The following is a 15,169-nucleotide window of genomic DNA, read 5'->3' as shown; positions in this document are numbered from 1 at the left end:
AAAATTTAATCTATTGGAAAAAGAATCTTCTACGAATGTTTTTTTAGAAAGTAGTTTATATTTAGTTTTTTATCTTGCATTAATAGTAATGTTGCTATTATTTTCTGCACTTATATCTGGATCAGAAACTGCTTTTTTTTGTATTGAAAAGAAAACTATTGATAGAGAGAGAAAAAAAAACTCTTATAAAGGAAATATTGTGTTAAAAATTCTGAAAGATAAAAAAAAACTCTTAGCAACAATATTAATATCTAATAATTTTTCTAATATTGGAATTGTAATATTAAGTTCCTATTTAATAACAGAATTTTTAGAAAAAAAATATTTGATTATTTATAATCAGTTTAATGTACCTATTAATTTTATTTTAGAAGTAGGCCTTCTTACTTTTATTTTGCTTGTATTTGGAGAAATTATTCCTAAAATATATGCAAGTAAAAATAATTTTCGTTTTGCTATTTTTATGTCAAATACTTTGATATGTCTTAGTAAAATATTAAATCCTATTAGTAGTATAATAATTTTTATTTCAAAATTAATAGAAAAAAAAATAAAAAAAAAAAAGAATATCATTTCTGTAGAACAACTTTCAAAAGCATTAAAAATGACATCTTACAATAAAAAAAATGTTCAAGAATGTCAATTCTTACAAAGAATTGTTGATTTTGGGAATACAGAAACTCATCAAATTATGACTCCAAGAATAGATATGTTTGCTTTAAATAGAAATATCATTTTTTCTGATATTTTAGAATTAGTTAGTCATCAAGGATATTCTAGAATTCCTATTTATAAAGATAGTATTGATGATATAGAAGGAGTTCTTTTTGCTAAAGATCTTCTTCCATTTATTTATAATAAAAATTTTATTTGGACTAGATTAATTCATCCACCTTTTTTTGTTCCAGAAAAAAAAAAGATAGATGATCTTTTAAATGATTTTAAAAAAAGAAAGATTCATTTAGCTATTGTAGTAGATGAATATGGAGGAACTTGTGGATTAGTTACTCTTGAAGATGTAATTGAGGAAATTGTAGGAGATATTATTGATGAATTTGATGAAGAAGATATGTCTTATTCTAAATTAAATCAAGATAATTATTTATTTGATGGAAAAACTTCTTTAATTAATTTTTATCGTATTATGGAAATAAAAGAGGAAATTTTTTTTGAAAAAAAAAAAGGAGAAGCAGATACTTTAGGTGGGTTTATCATGGAAATAAACAAAGAATTTCCAAAAAAGAAACAGAAAATAAATTTTTTAAACTATTCCTTTATTATAAGAAGTATAGATAATAAAAGAATAAAAACCATAGAAGTAATAAGAAAAAAAACTAATTAGTTAATTATAATTAAATAAATTAAATTTATAAAATATTTATATAAAAATATAGATCCACTATTATGATAAAAAAACAAAAAAAAAATGCTATTTTTTTTTCTATCATATTTTTAATAATAGTTGGAAGTATATGTTTTTTTTTAAAAAAAATTTTTTTTAACCCTTCAGAAAAAAAAGCTTTAGAAGAGTTAAATTACGCTCAACAATATCTTTATAAAGGTTTTATTGAAAAAGCTTTAAATAGGAAAAAAAATAAAATAAACTATTTGGGATTTTATGGAATAGCTTCTAAATATCCTTTTACCAAAGCAGGAAATATTTCTAAATTTTATGCTGGAGTTTGTTTTTATAAATTAGGTTTTTATAAAGAATCCATCAATATGATGAAAAAATTTTCTGCAAACGATGAAATGTTATCTGTTATAAGATACGGAATGATTGGTGATGCTTATGTACAAATAAAAAATAAAAAAGAAGCCTTAAATAATTATATAATAGCGGCCAGTATTAAAGATAATGAAATTACAACTCCTCTTTATTATTATAAAGCTGCATTATTAAATTTTTATATAAAAAGATATAAAGATTCTAAATTTTTTTTCAAAAAAATAAAAAATAAATATCCTTTTTTTTTGTATATAGAAAACGTAGAAAAATATTTAATGTTTATTGAAAATAAATTATAAATTATGTTTATGGAAGCATATACTGTTTATTCATTAAATAAAAAAGAAATAAAAAATGCAAATTTAAAATTTGCAATTATCGTTTCTCAATGGAATATAGAAATTACTAATAGATTATATAAAGGGGCTTATGAAACTTTAATACAATCAGGAATTTTAAAAGAAAAAATACAAACTTGGAGAGTTCCTGGAAGTTACGAATTAATTTATGCTTCCAAAAAAATAGCTCATAATTACGATTTTGATTCCATTATAACAATAGGATCTATAATACAAGGAGAAACTTATCATTTTGAATATTTATGTCAATCAATTTCACAAGGAATAAAGGATATAAACATTAAATATGATATTCCTGTTATATTTTGTGTCCTTACTGATAAAAACCAACAACAATCTTTTGAAAGATCAGGTGGAAAAAATGGGAATAAGGGGATAGAATGTGCTAAAACTGCTATATATATGTCTTTATTCAATAAAAATATAAAATGAAAGATATCATTCAATTTTTGCCTGCAAATGTAGTAAATCAAATAGCGGCAGGAGAAGTAATAGAACGACCTTCTTCTGTTTTAAGAGAACTTTTGGAAAATGCAATAGATGCAAACGCTAAAATGATTGATATTTTTATAAAAGACTCAGGAAAAAGCTTAATTCAATTAATAGATGATGGAGATGGAATGAGTATCAATGATGCTAAAATGAGTATTCAAAGATATGCAACTTCAAAAATAAAAAAAACTGATGATATTTTTAAAATAAGTACAAAAGGATTTAGAGGGGAAGCTTTAGCTTCCATCGCTCTTATTTCTCAACTTGAAATACAAACTAAAAATGTAGAGGATGCAGTAGGAATTCATCTTTTTGTTGAAGAAGGTAAAGTAAAAGAAGAAATTCCTATCAATATGCTTAAAGGAACAAGAATTTCTGTAAAAAATATTTTTTATAAACAGCCTGCTAGAAGACAATTTTTAAAATCATCTAGAATAGAATTTCAACATATTATTCATGAATTTTATAAAATAGTTTTAGCACATAGAAATATTCTATATCGTTTTTATCATAATGATAAAGTGATTTTTTTCTTAAAAAAAACTTCTTTAAAAGAAAGAATAAAAGAAATTTTTAAAAATGATAATAAAATTTTTACCCCTATTTTAATAAAAAAAAATAAAATTTTTATAGAAGGATTTGTTAGTGTTCCAAATCCTTCTATAAAAAGAGGAAATCAATTCATATTGGTTAATAAACGTAATGTTACACACTCCCTTCTACATAAAAAAATTATTTATGCTTATGATGGGTTTTTAAAAAATTTTAAAACAGTTTCTTATTTTATTTTTATTAATATAGATTCAAGTTTAGTAAATTGGAATATTCACCCTGCAAAAAAAGAAGTAAAATTAGAAAAAGAAGAAATTATCGGTAGTATGATTCTACAGGAAATAAAAAATATTTTATTTTATCAATATAAAGTTAAAAATAAAGAATTTAAAAAATTTGATATTTTGTTTTCTTGTCATTCAATTAAAAAAAATTCTTTTTTTTGTTTAGATGAACTTAAAGAAAAAATCGTTCAATTAGATAATTTTTTTCCTAAAAAAATAAATCAATCAGATCCTTCTATTTTTAATAATGCTTTTTATTTAAAAAATGAATTATCTCGTTATGTTTCTAATGAAAAAAAAATAAAAACTATTCAAATAAATAGAAAATATATAATTTTTATATTAAAAAAATTGAATCATGAGTATATGATATTAGTAGATCAACACAGAGCACATAAAAATATATTGTTTGAATTTTTTTTAAGAAAAAAAAATTTAGTTAGTCAACAATTTCTTTTTCCCATAAAAGTAAAACTTTTAAAAAAAGAATTCATTTCTTTAAATAATATTAAAGATGATTTGATCCATTTTGGTTTTCATTTATATTTTTTTAATGAATCAGTTTATTTTCATTCAATTCCTGAAAATATACATCAAAATATATTGCCTAAAGTTTTTCAAAATATTCTAAAATATAATTTCATTAAAGGAGAAAAAAATAACAAAAAAATACTTATTCAATCCATATCTACATCTGCATCCATAAAATACGGATCTAAGTTAGATTCTAATAACATGGAATGTTTAATTCGAGATTTATTTTCTTGTCATAATCCAAATTATACATATTCAGGAGATCCTATATTTTTTGTTTTAAGCAAAAATTTTTTTTAAAAAAGTGAATTTTTATACGAATTTTAACTCAGATGCTGTCAAACATTTAATTAGTATTAATATACTTGTATATACAGCTACTTTTGTTTTTTCACAATATAAAATAGAAAGTATACTTTCTTTATATCACCCTATAGATGAAAGATTTGAATTATATCAAATTATAACTCATATGTTTGTACACTCTAAACGTCTTTTTTTACATATTATTTTCAATATGTTAGCTTTATTTATGTTTGGAGGACAAATAGAAACTAGATTGGGAATAAAAAAATTTATGGTAATATATTTTTTATCAGGTATTTTAGCCGCATTTTTTCAAATAATTTTCAATACAAGTGTCATGTATTATTTTCTTCAAACTTTAGATTTTTCACAAACTAAGAAAATATTAGATTATTTAAATGAAGAACAACGAATGAATCTTTATAGTTCAATGTATTCTCCTATGATGGGGGCCTCTGGTGCCGTAAGTGGAATCGTAGGAGCTTTTGCTAAATTTTTTCCAGAACATAAAATTTTTATTCTTCCTTTTCCTTTTCCAATTGCTGTAAGAAAAGCTCTTATTATTTTTATTTTGGGAAGTTTTATTTCGTCTATTTTAAATTTAGCACCTGGAGTAGCACATTTTGCACATATTGGAGGAATTTTATCTGGTTATTTTATAGGAAGTTTTTTTTTAAAAAAACGAAATGAAAAAATCACTTTTTTATAAAAAAAAAATATATAGAATATATAAATGAAAATAAAAAAAATAGATATAAATAAGAATGTTTTCCATCTATTGTTGTCATGATTCGTTTCCAACGTAATTTCCAACTAAGAAAATTAAAAGGTTTTTTTCTATTCCAATCTATACTCATCCATATAAATATAGGTTTTCCTACTATATGATCTTCTGGAACAAAACCCCAATAACGAGAATCATATGAATTGTGTCTATTATCTCCCATCATAAAATAATAATTATTTTTTATTTTATAATATTTTTTTAATGGATTATTAATTTTTACCCCTTTTTCATAAGAAATAATTTCATTATAAATATGAATATTTTTTAAGTTTAATCGAATTAATTCTCCTTTTTTAGGAATGTGTAATGGACCAAAAAAATCCCTATTCCAACCATAATTATTTGGAAATATATAATTTTCTTGAAAGGAAATTGGAAGAATATATTTTTTTATAAAAATGATATTATCGAATAAATTTTTTATTTGAATTGCTTTTTTTTCGGTTAACATAATTTGATAAAAGAATTCATCATTTTTTTCTCCTATAAATTGAACATCTTCAATATCCATTTTATCTTTAATATATTCTATGTTCAAAGGAATATTTTCTGTTTTAATTAAATAAGCTTGTTGTTTTTTTAAAAAAAAACTTTCTTTTTTATGGTTAACAAATAAAACACCTTTTTTAATATAAATTAAATCTCCTGGCACCCCTACGCAACGTTTAATATAATTATCTTTTCTATCTATAATTTTATGATTAGAATCTTTAGGAAAATTAAAAACTACTATATCATTTCTTTGTATAGATTGCATGGAAGGAAAACGAAAATAAGGCCATTTAAGAATAGAAATATAAGATTTAATAAAACCAATAATATTGTTATGTGTAAAAGGAAGAGAAATAGGAGATATAGGCATACGTAATCCATAATGAATTTTACTTACTAATATAAAATCTCCTACTAATAAAGTTCCTTCCATAGAAGAAGTTGGAATAACAAAAGGTTGAATTATATAAGTATGTGTAATAAAAGAAAAAATAATCGCCAATAATATTCCTATATTATCTTCTTTTTTTTTTTCTTTTTCTATTTTTGAAAATTTAATTTTTTCAAAAAAATTTATGTAGTAAATATATATACCTGCAGATAAAAAAAACAAAATCATATCCTTTTTTGTTTTTTTTCCAAAAGAACGCATTAAATCCATCCACAAAATAAAAAGTAGAATGATACTTGTTAATGGAATAAATAAGAAAAAAATCCACCATATAGGTCTATTATAAGTTTTTAAAAGAATGAAAATATTGTATACAGGAATAAATATTTTCCATAATCCTATTTCAGACTTTTGATAAAATTTCCATGTTCCTAAAACATGAATGATATTTTCAAAAAATAAAAAAAATATACTATAAATAATATATTGGTACATAAAATTTTATATTCCTAATACTTCTTTCATAGAAAAAATACCTTTTTTATTTTGAATCCATTCTGAAGCAATAATCGCACCAAAAGCAAGACCTTCTCTACTATGAGCTTTATGTTGTATTTTTATATCCTCTATTTTAGATTCATATCTAACAATATGTGTTCCTGGTACATTTTCAAATCTTTTTGAGACAATTAAGACCTTATTCTTTGTTTTTTTTTCATTTAAAATCCATGTTTTTTTCATTTTGTTATTTATGATTTGTTCAGCTAAAGAAATAGCGGTTCCACTAGGTTTATCTTTTTTTTCTTTGTGATGAATTTCTTCTATTTTTACTTCATAATTTTTAGAATATGGAAATAATAATTTTGATAATTTTTTATTAATTTCGAAAAAAATATTCATTCCAATACTAAAATTTGAAGAATACAAAAAACAGCCATTTTTTTCTATACATATTTTTTTTACAAGATTGAATTGGGTTAACCAACCTGTAGTTCCACATACTATGGGAATGTTATTTTCTAAACAAATTTTTATGTTATTAAAAGCAGAATTAGGTTGACTAAATTCTATTGCTACATCTGAATTTTTTAATAAAAATGGAGGTGGGGTATCATCATAACATAATGATATTTTATGATTTCTAATTTTAGCCATTTTTTCTATGGTTTTACCCATTTTTCCATAACCTATTATTGCTATATTCATATATTTATTTTTTTTAAATTCAAAGATAGGTCATATTTTTTTTTATTATATATTTGAATACGGAAAAAAAAGTAATGATCCTGTAAAAGGATTGGTATATGTATGAATGAATATAAAAAAAATAGGAATATATATAATATAGCATAAAATATTATATATAGAAATATACATAAGAAAAAAAAATTATTTTAATAATGGGAGTCTTTAAAAAATAATTTTATGGATTAATAAGTAAATTTATTTTTTTAAAGAATCTGTTATTTATACGTTTTATGTTTTAATCGATCAGTTAATGCCCACGTGGTGAAAATGGTAGACACGCCACCTTGAGGGGGTGGTATCCGATGAGGATGTGCTGGTTCAAATCCAGTCGTGGGTACAAAAAAATTATTTATATAAGAACACGAAATAAATCAGGGTTTTGATTCAAATATTGAAAATGAACTTTATGTTTTTTCATTCTTCCTAATAAAATAGAAAATTCATTTTTATCTGCTAATTCTATTCCTATTACAGCTGGACCCTTTTCTTTAGAAGTTTTTTTAGAATATTCAAAATAAGCAATATCGTCTTTTGGACCTAAAATATTATTAACAAATTCTTTTAAAGCTCCAGCTCTTTGTGGAAATTTTACGATAAAATAATGTTTTTTTTCTTCATACAAAAGAGATCTTTCTCTTATTTCTTCCGTTCTAGTAATATCGTTATTTCCTCCACTTAAAATACAAACAATAGTTTTTCCTTTTATTTTTTCAGAATAAAAATCTAAAGCAGCTATAGAAAGAGCTCCAGCAGGTTCTGCAACAATAGCTTCTAAATTGTATAAATCTAAAATAGTAGTGCAAACTTTTCCTTCTGGAACTGTTTGAATATCATATAATATTTGATTACATATATTAAAATTTAATTTTCCTACTTTTTTTACGGAAGCTCCATCTATAAATCTATCTATTTTTTCTAACTCTACAATTTTTCCTTTTTTTAAAGAATTACTCATCGATGGGGCTCCTAGAGGTTCTACTCCTATAATTTTAGTCTTTTTACTAAATTCTTTAAAATGACTTCCTACACCGGAAGCTAACCCCCCACCTCCAATAGGAATAAAAATATAATCGATCTCTGAAATAGATTGTTGTAAAATTTCTAATCCTACAGTAGCTTGTCCTTCAATAATTTTAATGTCGTCAAAGGGATGAATAAAAATTTTTTTATTTTTTTTACAATCCTTCATTGCTTCGTAATTAACCGAATCAAAAGTATCTCCAATAAGAATAATTTCAATATATTCTTTTCCAAACATTTTTACTCTTTCTACTTTTTGTTTAGGAGTAGTACTTGGCATATAAATTTTTCCTGATATTTTTAATCTATGACAAGAATAAGCTACTCCTTGTGCATGATTTCCAGCACTAGCACAAATAATTCCCTTTTTTAATTCTATTTTGGATAAATTTTTTATTTTATTATAGGCTCCTCTAATTTTATATGAACGTATAATTTGTAAGTCTTCTCTTTTTAAAAAAACATTAGCTTTATATTTTTCTGACAAAAGATAATTTTTCTGTAACGGAGTTTCACAAATGATATCTTTTAGTATATTTTTAGCTTTAATTATTTCTTTATAAGAAGGAAAATATCCTTTTAATTTATTTTTCAATCTTTTAAAAATACTTTATTATGAATAATTAATTATTTTTTTTTATTTTTTTTCTGGTCTAAGATCACGAATAATAGATCCAACCTCCCACAATTCACTTTTTTTAAGATTTTGCAATTCTTTTTTTAATTTTATTCTATAATTTACATCACTATTAGCTTCTATAATTCTTTGAGCTTCTTTTTCAGAGTAAACTTCATGATATAATTCTTTAAATATTGGAAATGTAGCGTCTCTAAATTTTTTCCACCAATCTAAAGCACCTCTTTGTGCTGTTGTAGAACAATTAGCATACATCCAATCCATTCCTTTTTCTGATACTAATGGCATTAGACTTTGAGTTAATTCTTCCACTGTTTCATTAAAAGATTCAGAAGGAGAATGCCCTTTTTCTCTTAAAACTTGATATTGTGCAGCAAAAATTCCTTGTATAGCTCCCATTAAAGTCCCTCTTTCCCCCACTAAATCAGAGTATACTTCATTTTTGAAACTTGTTTTAAATAAATATCCAGATCCTATTCCTATTCCAATAGATAAAGTTTTTTCTAAACTTTTTCCACTATAATCCTGATAAATAGCATAACTAGAATTAATTCCTTTTCCTTTCTTAAAAAATCTTCTTAAACTTATTCCTGATCCTTTAGGAGCTACTAAAAAAATATCTATATCTTTAGAAGGGTATATTTGTGTTTTTTTACAAAAAGTTAATCCAAATCCATGAGAAAAATATAAAGATTTCCCTTTAGTGAGATATTTACGAAGAATAGGCCAAAAAGATATTTGACCGGCATCTGATAGTAGATACATGATAATAGTTCCTTTTTCAGCAGCTTCTTCCAAAGAAAAAAGATTTTTTCCTTCTATCCATCCATCTTTTAAAGCTTTTTCCCAAGAAAAAGAATTTTTTCTTTGTCCTACTATCACTTTAAATCCATTATCTTTTAAGTTTAGAGATTGTCCAGGACCTTGAACTCCATATCCTAATACAGAAATAGTTTCTTTTTTTAATATTTTTATAGCATTTGATAATGGAAATTCTTCTCTTGTAATAATAGTTTCTTCTACAGATCCAAATTTAATTTTCATGATTTTTATTTAATTTAAGATGTTGCTAGTGGAAAATTTATTTTTTTCCATGAATTTTTTATAGAATTTTTTTCTCCTATTTTAGAATAGTAAACATGAATAATTCCAATTAGTTTTTCAATTAATTTTTTAACTTTAATTAATTGTTCTTCTTTACATTCTAAATCTAAAATATATTGAATATGACCAATAGTTTCATTTTTGTTATTATTAGATACATTGATATGACAAGTTTTCAAATTTCTTCTATTTAATATAACAAGTATTCTACTTAATAATCTTGTTTCTTTTTCGCCTAAAATTATTATCCTGAATTGATGCTTCATAGTATATAATATAATATTTAATTATGTTAAACGAATTTCATCTACAGCTGCTCCTGCAGGAATCATAGGAAAAACATTATTTTCTTTTTCTATCATAACTTCTAATAAAAAAGCTTTTTCATAATTCAATGCTTTTCTTACAGATTCTTTTAATTCTTCTCTTTTGCTTACTTTTTTCGCTTTTATATTATAAGCATTAGCTAACTTTATAAAATCTGGATTAACTAATTCTGTACACGAATAACGTTTATCAAAAAAAAGCTGTTGCCATTGACGGACCATGCCCAAAAAATTATTATTCAATAGTATAATTTTTACTGGAATATTGTTTTGTAAAATGGTACCCATCTCTTGGATTGTCATTTGAATACCTCCATCTCCAACAATGCAAATAACTTGTCTTTCATTTGCTCCTAATTTAGCTCCTATAGAAGCAGGTAAAGCAAATCCCATAGTTCCCAATCCTCCAGAAGTTATTTGACTTTTTTTATAAGTAAAATTGAAATATCGTGAAGCGATCATTTGATGTTGACCAACATCAGTGACAAGTATGGCATTTTTTTGTTTATATTGATTTATCCACTTAATTACTTCTCCCATCGTCATCCCTTTTTTTATGGGATTTATATCGTCTTGTATCACCGCTATTTGTTCTTTTTCTTTTAGATCAAAAAATTTTTTTATCCATTGTTTATGAGTAGATTCATTAACATAAAAAATTAATTTTTTTAAAGATGTTTTACAATCTCCTAAAATTGGAATATCACATAATATATTTTTGTTAATTTCTGAAGAATCAATATCTAAATGAATTATTTTAGCTTGTTGTGCATATTTTTTTACATCTCCAGTAACACGATCATCAAAACGCATACCTACTGCAATGATAATATCACATTGATTAGTTAAAATATTTGGAGCATAATTACCATGCATTCCTAACATACCTACATATAAATGATGATGAGTATACAAAGCTCCCAATCCTAATAGTGTACTAGCTACTGGAATTCCTGTTTTTTCAACAAATTTTTTAAATTCATCTTCTGCTTCAGCTAAAAGGACTCCTTGTCCTACAAGAATAATAGGTTTTTTAGCCACATTTATTAAATTTGCCGCTTCTATTATTCTTTTTTCCTCTATAGAAGGATATGGATTAAAATTTTTTATATATTGACAACGTTTATAATAAAATACAGATTTTTGAAATTGAGCGTCTTTAGTAATATCTATTAATACAGGTCCTGGTCTTCCTTTTTTTGCTATAAAAAATCCTTTTTGTATGGATTCACAAATATCTTTAGCTTTTAATACTTGAGTGTTCCATTTTGTAACAGGAATAGAAATATCTATAATATTTGTTTCTTGAAAAGCATCAGTTCCTAATAGATGAGAAGATACTTGTCCAGTAATGCAAACAATAGGAGTACTATCTATTAAAGCATCTGCTAATCCAGTAATTAAATTAGTAGCGCCTGGTCCTGAAGTAGTAAAACATACACCTATTTTACCAGTTGCTCTAGCATATCCTTGTGCTGCATGAATAGATCCTTGTTCGTGACGCATTAAAATATGCGAAATAAAATTTAAATAATCTAGTAAAGAATCATATATAGGCATTATAGCTCCACCTGGATAACCAAATATGTATTTTACCTCTTCATGTAAAAGTGCTTTGATTACTATTTCTGAACCAGAAAATAATTTTTTTTCCATACCATAATTAAAATTTATCTGTAATACACCCTTCAGAAGCGGAGGAAACTACTTTTGTATACTTATATAAATATCCTTTTCTAACCTTCAATGAAGGAGGAATCCATAATTTTTTTCTTCTTTGTATTTCCTCATTTTCTATTTCAAGAGTAATGGTATTATTTTCTGCATCTATTTTTATAAAATCTTTATTTTTAACCAAAGCTATCAATCCTCCAGATTGTGCTTCTGGAGTGATATGTCCAACTACAAAACCATGTGATCCTCCTGAAAATCGTCCATCCGTAATAAGAGCTACTTTTTTACCTAATCCTGATCCCATTATATAAGACGTAGGTTTTAACATTTCTGGCATTCCAGGGCCTCCCATTGGTCCTACATATCTAATAACAATGACAACCCCAGGTAAAATTGTATTGTTCAATATAGCTTGATTTGCTTCTTCTTCTGAATTAAAAACATTAGCTGGTCCACGAAATATAGTTCCTTCTTTTCCAGTAATTTTAGCTATAGAGCCTTCCAAAGCCAGATTGCCATATAAAATTCTTATATGTCCGCTTTTTTTTATGGGATTATTTAAAGAATGAATAATTTTTTGATTAAAAGTTATATTTGGTACATTTTTCATATTTTCAGACAATGTTTTTCCAGTGACGGTTAAACAATCTCCTAATAGGATCCCTTCATTTAATAGATATTTTATAATAACAGGCATTCCCCCTATATACATGTGAATATCCTCCATTAAAAAAATTCCACTTGGTTTTAGATTTCCAATAAGAGGAACTTTATTACTAATTCTTTGAAAATCTTTTAAAGAAAAATCAATATTTGCTGATTTAGCAATAGCTAAAAAATGTAAAACTAAATTAGTAGAACCTCCTAAACACATAGCTAATTTTACTCCATTTTCTATAGAATTTTTTGTTACTATGTCTTTTGTTTTTATTTCTCTTTCTAAAAGTTTTTTAATATATGTACTAACTTCTTCACATTCTATTTTTTTATTTTCACTTGTTGAAGGAGAAGAAGAAGAATAAGGTAACATCATGCCCATAGCTTCTAAAGCAGAAGCCATGGTATTTGCTGTATACATTCCTCCACAAGCACCAGGTCCTGGACAAGAATTTTTTACAATATTTTTATACTCTTTTTCAGTTATTTTGGAGGTGTTTTTTTTTCCTAGAGCCTCAAAAGAAGAAATTATATCTAATTTTTTTCCATCATAGAAACCAGAGGAAATGCTTCCTCCATATACAATAATAGATGATCTATTTAATCTAAGTAAAGCAATCATAACCCCTGGTATGTTTTTGTCGCATCCAGGTATTGCTATTACTCCATCATAATGATGTGAATCTACAACCGTTTCTATGCTATCCGCTATTAATTCTCTAGAAGGAAGAGAATATCTCATTCCTGATGTTCCCATAGTTATTCCATCACTTACTCCAATAGTAGTAAATTGAAATCCTACTAAATTTTTAGCAATAACCGATGATTTTATTTTTTTTGCCAATTTATCTAAATGCATGTTACAAGGATTACCTTCATACCAATTACTTACTATTCCAATTTGAGCTTTACAAAAATCAAATTCTTTCATTCCTGTAGCATATAACATAGCATGTGCTGCTGGTAAATTAGGCTCTTTTGTTATTTTTTTGCTAAATTTATTAATTCTTTTTTCCATAAGATATTATAAATCAAAAGCCCTACTTATTAGTAGGGATTAAAAATAAAACTTAATTTTAATAGATTTTTGATAAAAAAAATATTCAAAAATTATAAATTATATAATATGCAAAAATATGAAAAAAATAGATTATATAAAAGATATTTTTAGGGTTTTATTTTAAAATAAATATTATTTTTTCTATATATTAATGATAATATTTCAAAATATTTATAAAAATAAATTATTTAATAACGCATTTTTATTAAAAATTAAAAAAAAAGCTTAATTTTTAATAAATTTTATATTTTTATATAAAAATTCAATTTTTTTTTAAAAAATATAAAATGTAAAATATTTAATAAATAACTCCTGATCCTATCAATTCTTTTCCAATATACCAAACGGCAAATTGTCCTTCCGTTATAGCACATTGTAAAGTTTCAAATTCTATGAACATTCCTTTTTTTATTTTGTATAATTTTGATTTTTGTAATGGTTGTCTATAACGAATTCTACAAAATACATCCATTTTTTCTCCTTCAAAAAGAGTTAAATCATCCCTAATCCAATGAATATTTTTTTCCTGAATAAATAAATATTTTCGATATAATCCTGGATGTTTTTTCCCCATTCCTGTATAAACAATGTTTTCTTTAACATTGGTATCAATAACAAAAAGAGGTTCTTGGCAACCTCCTAAAGCTATTCCTTTCCGCTGTCCTTTAGTAAAATAATGAGCTCCTTTATGAAATCCAATTATCTTTCCATCTGATTTTTTATATTTTTTTTTTTTAGATAAAAAAAATAGCTCTTCTTCTTTAGAAAAAAAAATTTTTTTTTCTTGTTTTTTTTGATATATTAAATCGTTAGAATTGATATATACCACTTCTCCTTTTTTTGGAAGAATTCTTTTTTTAAGAAATTTATATAATTGAATTTTTCCAACAAAACATAATCCTTGAGACTCTTTTTTATGAGCATTTCGTAATCCATTTATTTCCGCTATTTTTCGTACTTGATTTTTAGTTAACACCCCTAATGGAAATAAGGATTTTTCTAATTGATATTGCGTTAATTGACATAAAAAATATGATTGATCTTTATTCAAATCTTTTCCCATCAAAAGACGATAAATTATTTTTTTATTTTTTAAAATTTTTTTTTTATTAACATAATGTCCTGTTGCAATAAAATCTGCACCCAAATTAAGAGCTATTTTCAAAAAAATATTAAACTTAATTTCTTTATTACACAATATATCTGGATTAGGAGTTTTTCCTGATCTATACTCGTTAAACATGTAATCAATTACGTATTTTTTATATTCTTTTTTCATTTCAATTACTTGAAAAGGAATATTTAATTGTTTAGCTACTAACATAGCATCAATACAATCTTCTTTCCAAGTACATTGATTCAAAACGGTATCTTTATCTTCCCAATTATGCATAAATAAACCAATAACTTCATAACCTTTTTTTTTAAGAATTAATGCAGAAACACTTGAATCTACCCCTCCTGAAAGTCCTACTATTACCTTTTGCATAGAATAGTAAAATTATTGATTTTATATA

Annotated in this window: 13 protein-coding genes and 1 tRNA gene; 6 read left to right on the top strand and 8 right to left on the bottom strand. The window is 24.4% G+C overall.

Features of this window, described 5'->3' with window-relative positions:
* The first annotated feature begins 13 nt into the window (after positions 1-13).
* From gldE to H0H59_RS00450, 5 genes are all read left to right on the top strand, one after another.
* A complete protein-coding gene (gene gldE / locus H0H59_RS00470) occupies positions 14-1,342 on the top strand; it encodes a gliding motility-associated protein GldE (RefSeq protein WP_185862215.1) in 1,329 nt (442 codons plus the stop codon).
* 62 nt (positions 1,343-1,404) lie between these two features.
* Entirely contained in the window at positions 1,405-2,028 is a 624-nt protein-coding gene (locus H0H59_RS00465) for a hypothetical protein (RefSeq protein ID WP_185862214.1), read from the top strand.
* A gap of 9 nt (positions 2,029-2,037) precedes the next feature.
* Positions 2,038-2,520 (top strand): 6,7-dimethyl-8-ribityllumazine synthase, encoded by a 483-nt coding sequence (gene ribH, locus H0H59_RS00460; RefSeq protein WP_185862213.1) that lies wholly within the window; start codon positions 2,038-2,040, stop codon positions 2,518-2,520.
* On the top strand, positions 2,517-4,250 hold the full coding sequence (mutL, locus tag H0H59_RS00455) for a DNA mismatch repair endonuclease MutL (protein WP_185862212.1): 1,734 nt from the start codon (positions 2,517-2,519) through the stop codon (positions 4,248-4,250). The genes ribH and mutL overlap by 4 nt, the downstream gene beginning before the upstream one ends.
* A 4-nt stretch (positions 4,251-4,254) precedes the next feature.
* Entirely contained in the window at positions 4,255-4,965 is a 711-nt protein-coding gene (locus H0H59_RS00450; RefSeq protein ID WP_185862211.1) for a rhomboid family intramembrane serine protease, read from the top strand.
* Here H0H59_RS00450 and lepB read toward each other — a convergent pair.
* Together lepB and dapB are read right to left on the bottom strand one after the other, a co-directional pair.
* Entirely contained in the window at positions 4,952-6,421 is a 1,470-nt protein-coding gene (gene lepB, locus H0H59_RS00445; protein WP_185862210.1) for a signal peptidase I, read from the bottom strand. The genes H0H59_RS00450 and lepB overlap by 14 nt on opposite strands.
* 6 nt (positions 6,422-6,427) lie before the next feature.
* The gene (gene dapB, locus H0H59_RS00440; protein WP_185862209.1) at positions 6,428-7,132 is read right to left on the bottom strand and encodes a 4-hydroxy-tetrahydrodipicolinate reductase; all 705 of its coding nucleotides are present in this window, start codon (positions 7,130-7,132) and stop codon (positions 6,428-6,430) included.
* Between the two features lie 294 nt (positions 7,133-7,426).
* Between dapB and H0H59_RS00435 the strand changes: the two genes are divergently transcribed.
* Positions 7,427-7,511, top strand: a tRNA-Leu gene (locus H0H59_RS00435).
* A gap of 12 nt (positions 7,512-7,523) precedes the next feature.
* Here H0H59_RS00435 and ilvA read toward each other — a convergent pair.
* The 6 genes from ilvA to mnmA form a co-directional block, all read right to left on the bottom strand.
* Positions 7,524-8,789, bottom strand: a complete 1,266-nt coding sequence (gene ilvA / locus H0H59_RS00430; RefSeq protein WP_185862208.1) for a threonine ammonia-lyase — start codon at positions 8,787-8,789, stop codon at positions 7,524-7,526.
* Positions 8,790-8,831: 42 nt separating this feature from the next.
* Positions 8,832-9,875, bottom strand: coding sequence for a ketol-acid reductoisomerase (gene ilvC / locus H0H59_RS00425; RefSeq protein ID WP_185862207.1), 1,044 nt, complete (start codon positions 9,873-9,875; stop codon positions 8,832-8,834).
* A gap of 14 nt (positions 9,876-9,889) precedes the next feature.
* On the bottom strand, positions 9,890-10,201 hold the full coding sequence (locus H0H59_RS00420; RefSeq protein WP_185862206.1) for an acetolactate synthase: 312 nt from the start codon (positions 10,199-10,201) through the stop codon (positions 9,890-9,892).
* A 21-nt stretch (positions 10,202-10,222) separates the two neighbouring features.
* Entirely contained in the window at positions 10,223-11,917 is a 1,695-nt protein-coding gene (gene ilvB, locus H0H59_RS00415) for a biosynthetic-type acetolactate synthase large subunit (protein WP_185862205.1), read from the bottom strand.
* Between the two features lie 7 nt (positions 11,918-11,924).
* On the bottom strand, positions 11,925-13,610 hold the full coding sequence (ilvD, locus tag H0H59_RS00410) for a dihydroxy-acid dehydratase (protein ID WP_185862204.1): 1,686 nt from the start codon (positions 13,608-13,610) through the stop codon (positions 11,925-11,927).
* Between the two features lie 340 nt (positions 13,611-13,950).
* Complete coding sequence (gene mnmA, locus H0H59_RS00405) at positions 13,951-15,141, bottom strand: tRNA 2-thiouridine(34) synthase MnmA (protein ID WP_185862203.1); 1,191 nt, start codon at positions 15,139-15,141, stop codon at positions 13,951-13,953.
* Positions 15,142-15,169 lie beyond the last annotated feature (28 nt).

It is taken from the genome of Blattabacterium cuenoti, assembly GCF_014251715.1.
Classification (GTDB): domain Bacteria; phylum Bacteroidota; class Bacteroidia; order Flavobacteriales; family Blattabacteriaceae; genus Blattabacterium; species Blattabacterium cuenoti_M.
This window is presented reverse-complemented; position numbering and strand designations above follow the sequence as displayed.

Excerpts from the sequence above, each read along its gene's own strand:
- H0H59_RS00465 (WP_185862214.1), top strand. The coding sequence starts at position 1,405 with ATGATAAAAAAACAAAAAAAAAATGCTATTTTTTTTTCTATCATATTT.
- ribH (WP_185862213.1), top strand. The coding sequence starts at position 2,038 with ATGGAAGCATATACTGTTTATTCATTAAATAAAAAAGAAATAAAAAAT.
- mutL (WP_185862212.1), top strand. The coding sequence starts at position 2,517 with ATGAAAGATATCATTCAATTTTTGCCTGCAAATGTAGTAAATCAAATA.
- lepB (WP_185862210.1), bottom strand. The coding sequence starts at position 6,421 with ATGTACCAATATATTATTTATAGTATATTTTTTTTATTTTTTGAAAAT.
- dapB (WP_185862209.1), bottom strand. The coding sequence starts at position 7,132 with ATGAATATAGCAATAATAGGTTATGGAAAAATGGGTAAAACCATAGAA.
- ilvC (WP_185862207.1), bottom strand. The coding sequence starts at position 9,875 with ATGAAAATTAAATTTGGATCTGTAGAAGAAACTATTATTACAAGAGAA.
- H0H59_RS00420 (WP_185862206.1), bottom strand. The coding sequence starts at position 10,201 with ATGAAGCATCAATTCAGGATAATAATTTTAGGCGAAAAAGAAACAAGA.
- ilvB (WP_185862205.1), bottom strand. The coding sequence starts at position 11,917 with ATGGAAAAAAAATTATTTTCTGGTTCAGAAATAGTAATCAAAGCACTT.
- ilvD (WP_185862204.1), bottom strand. The coding sequence starts at position 13,610 with ATGGAAAAAAGAATTAATAAATTTAGCAAAAAAATAACAAAAGAGCCT.
- mnmA (WP_185862203.1), bottom strand. The coding sequence starts at position 15,141 with ATGCAAAAGGTAATAGTAGGACTTTCAGGAGGGGTAGATTCAAGTGTT.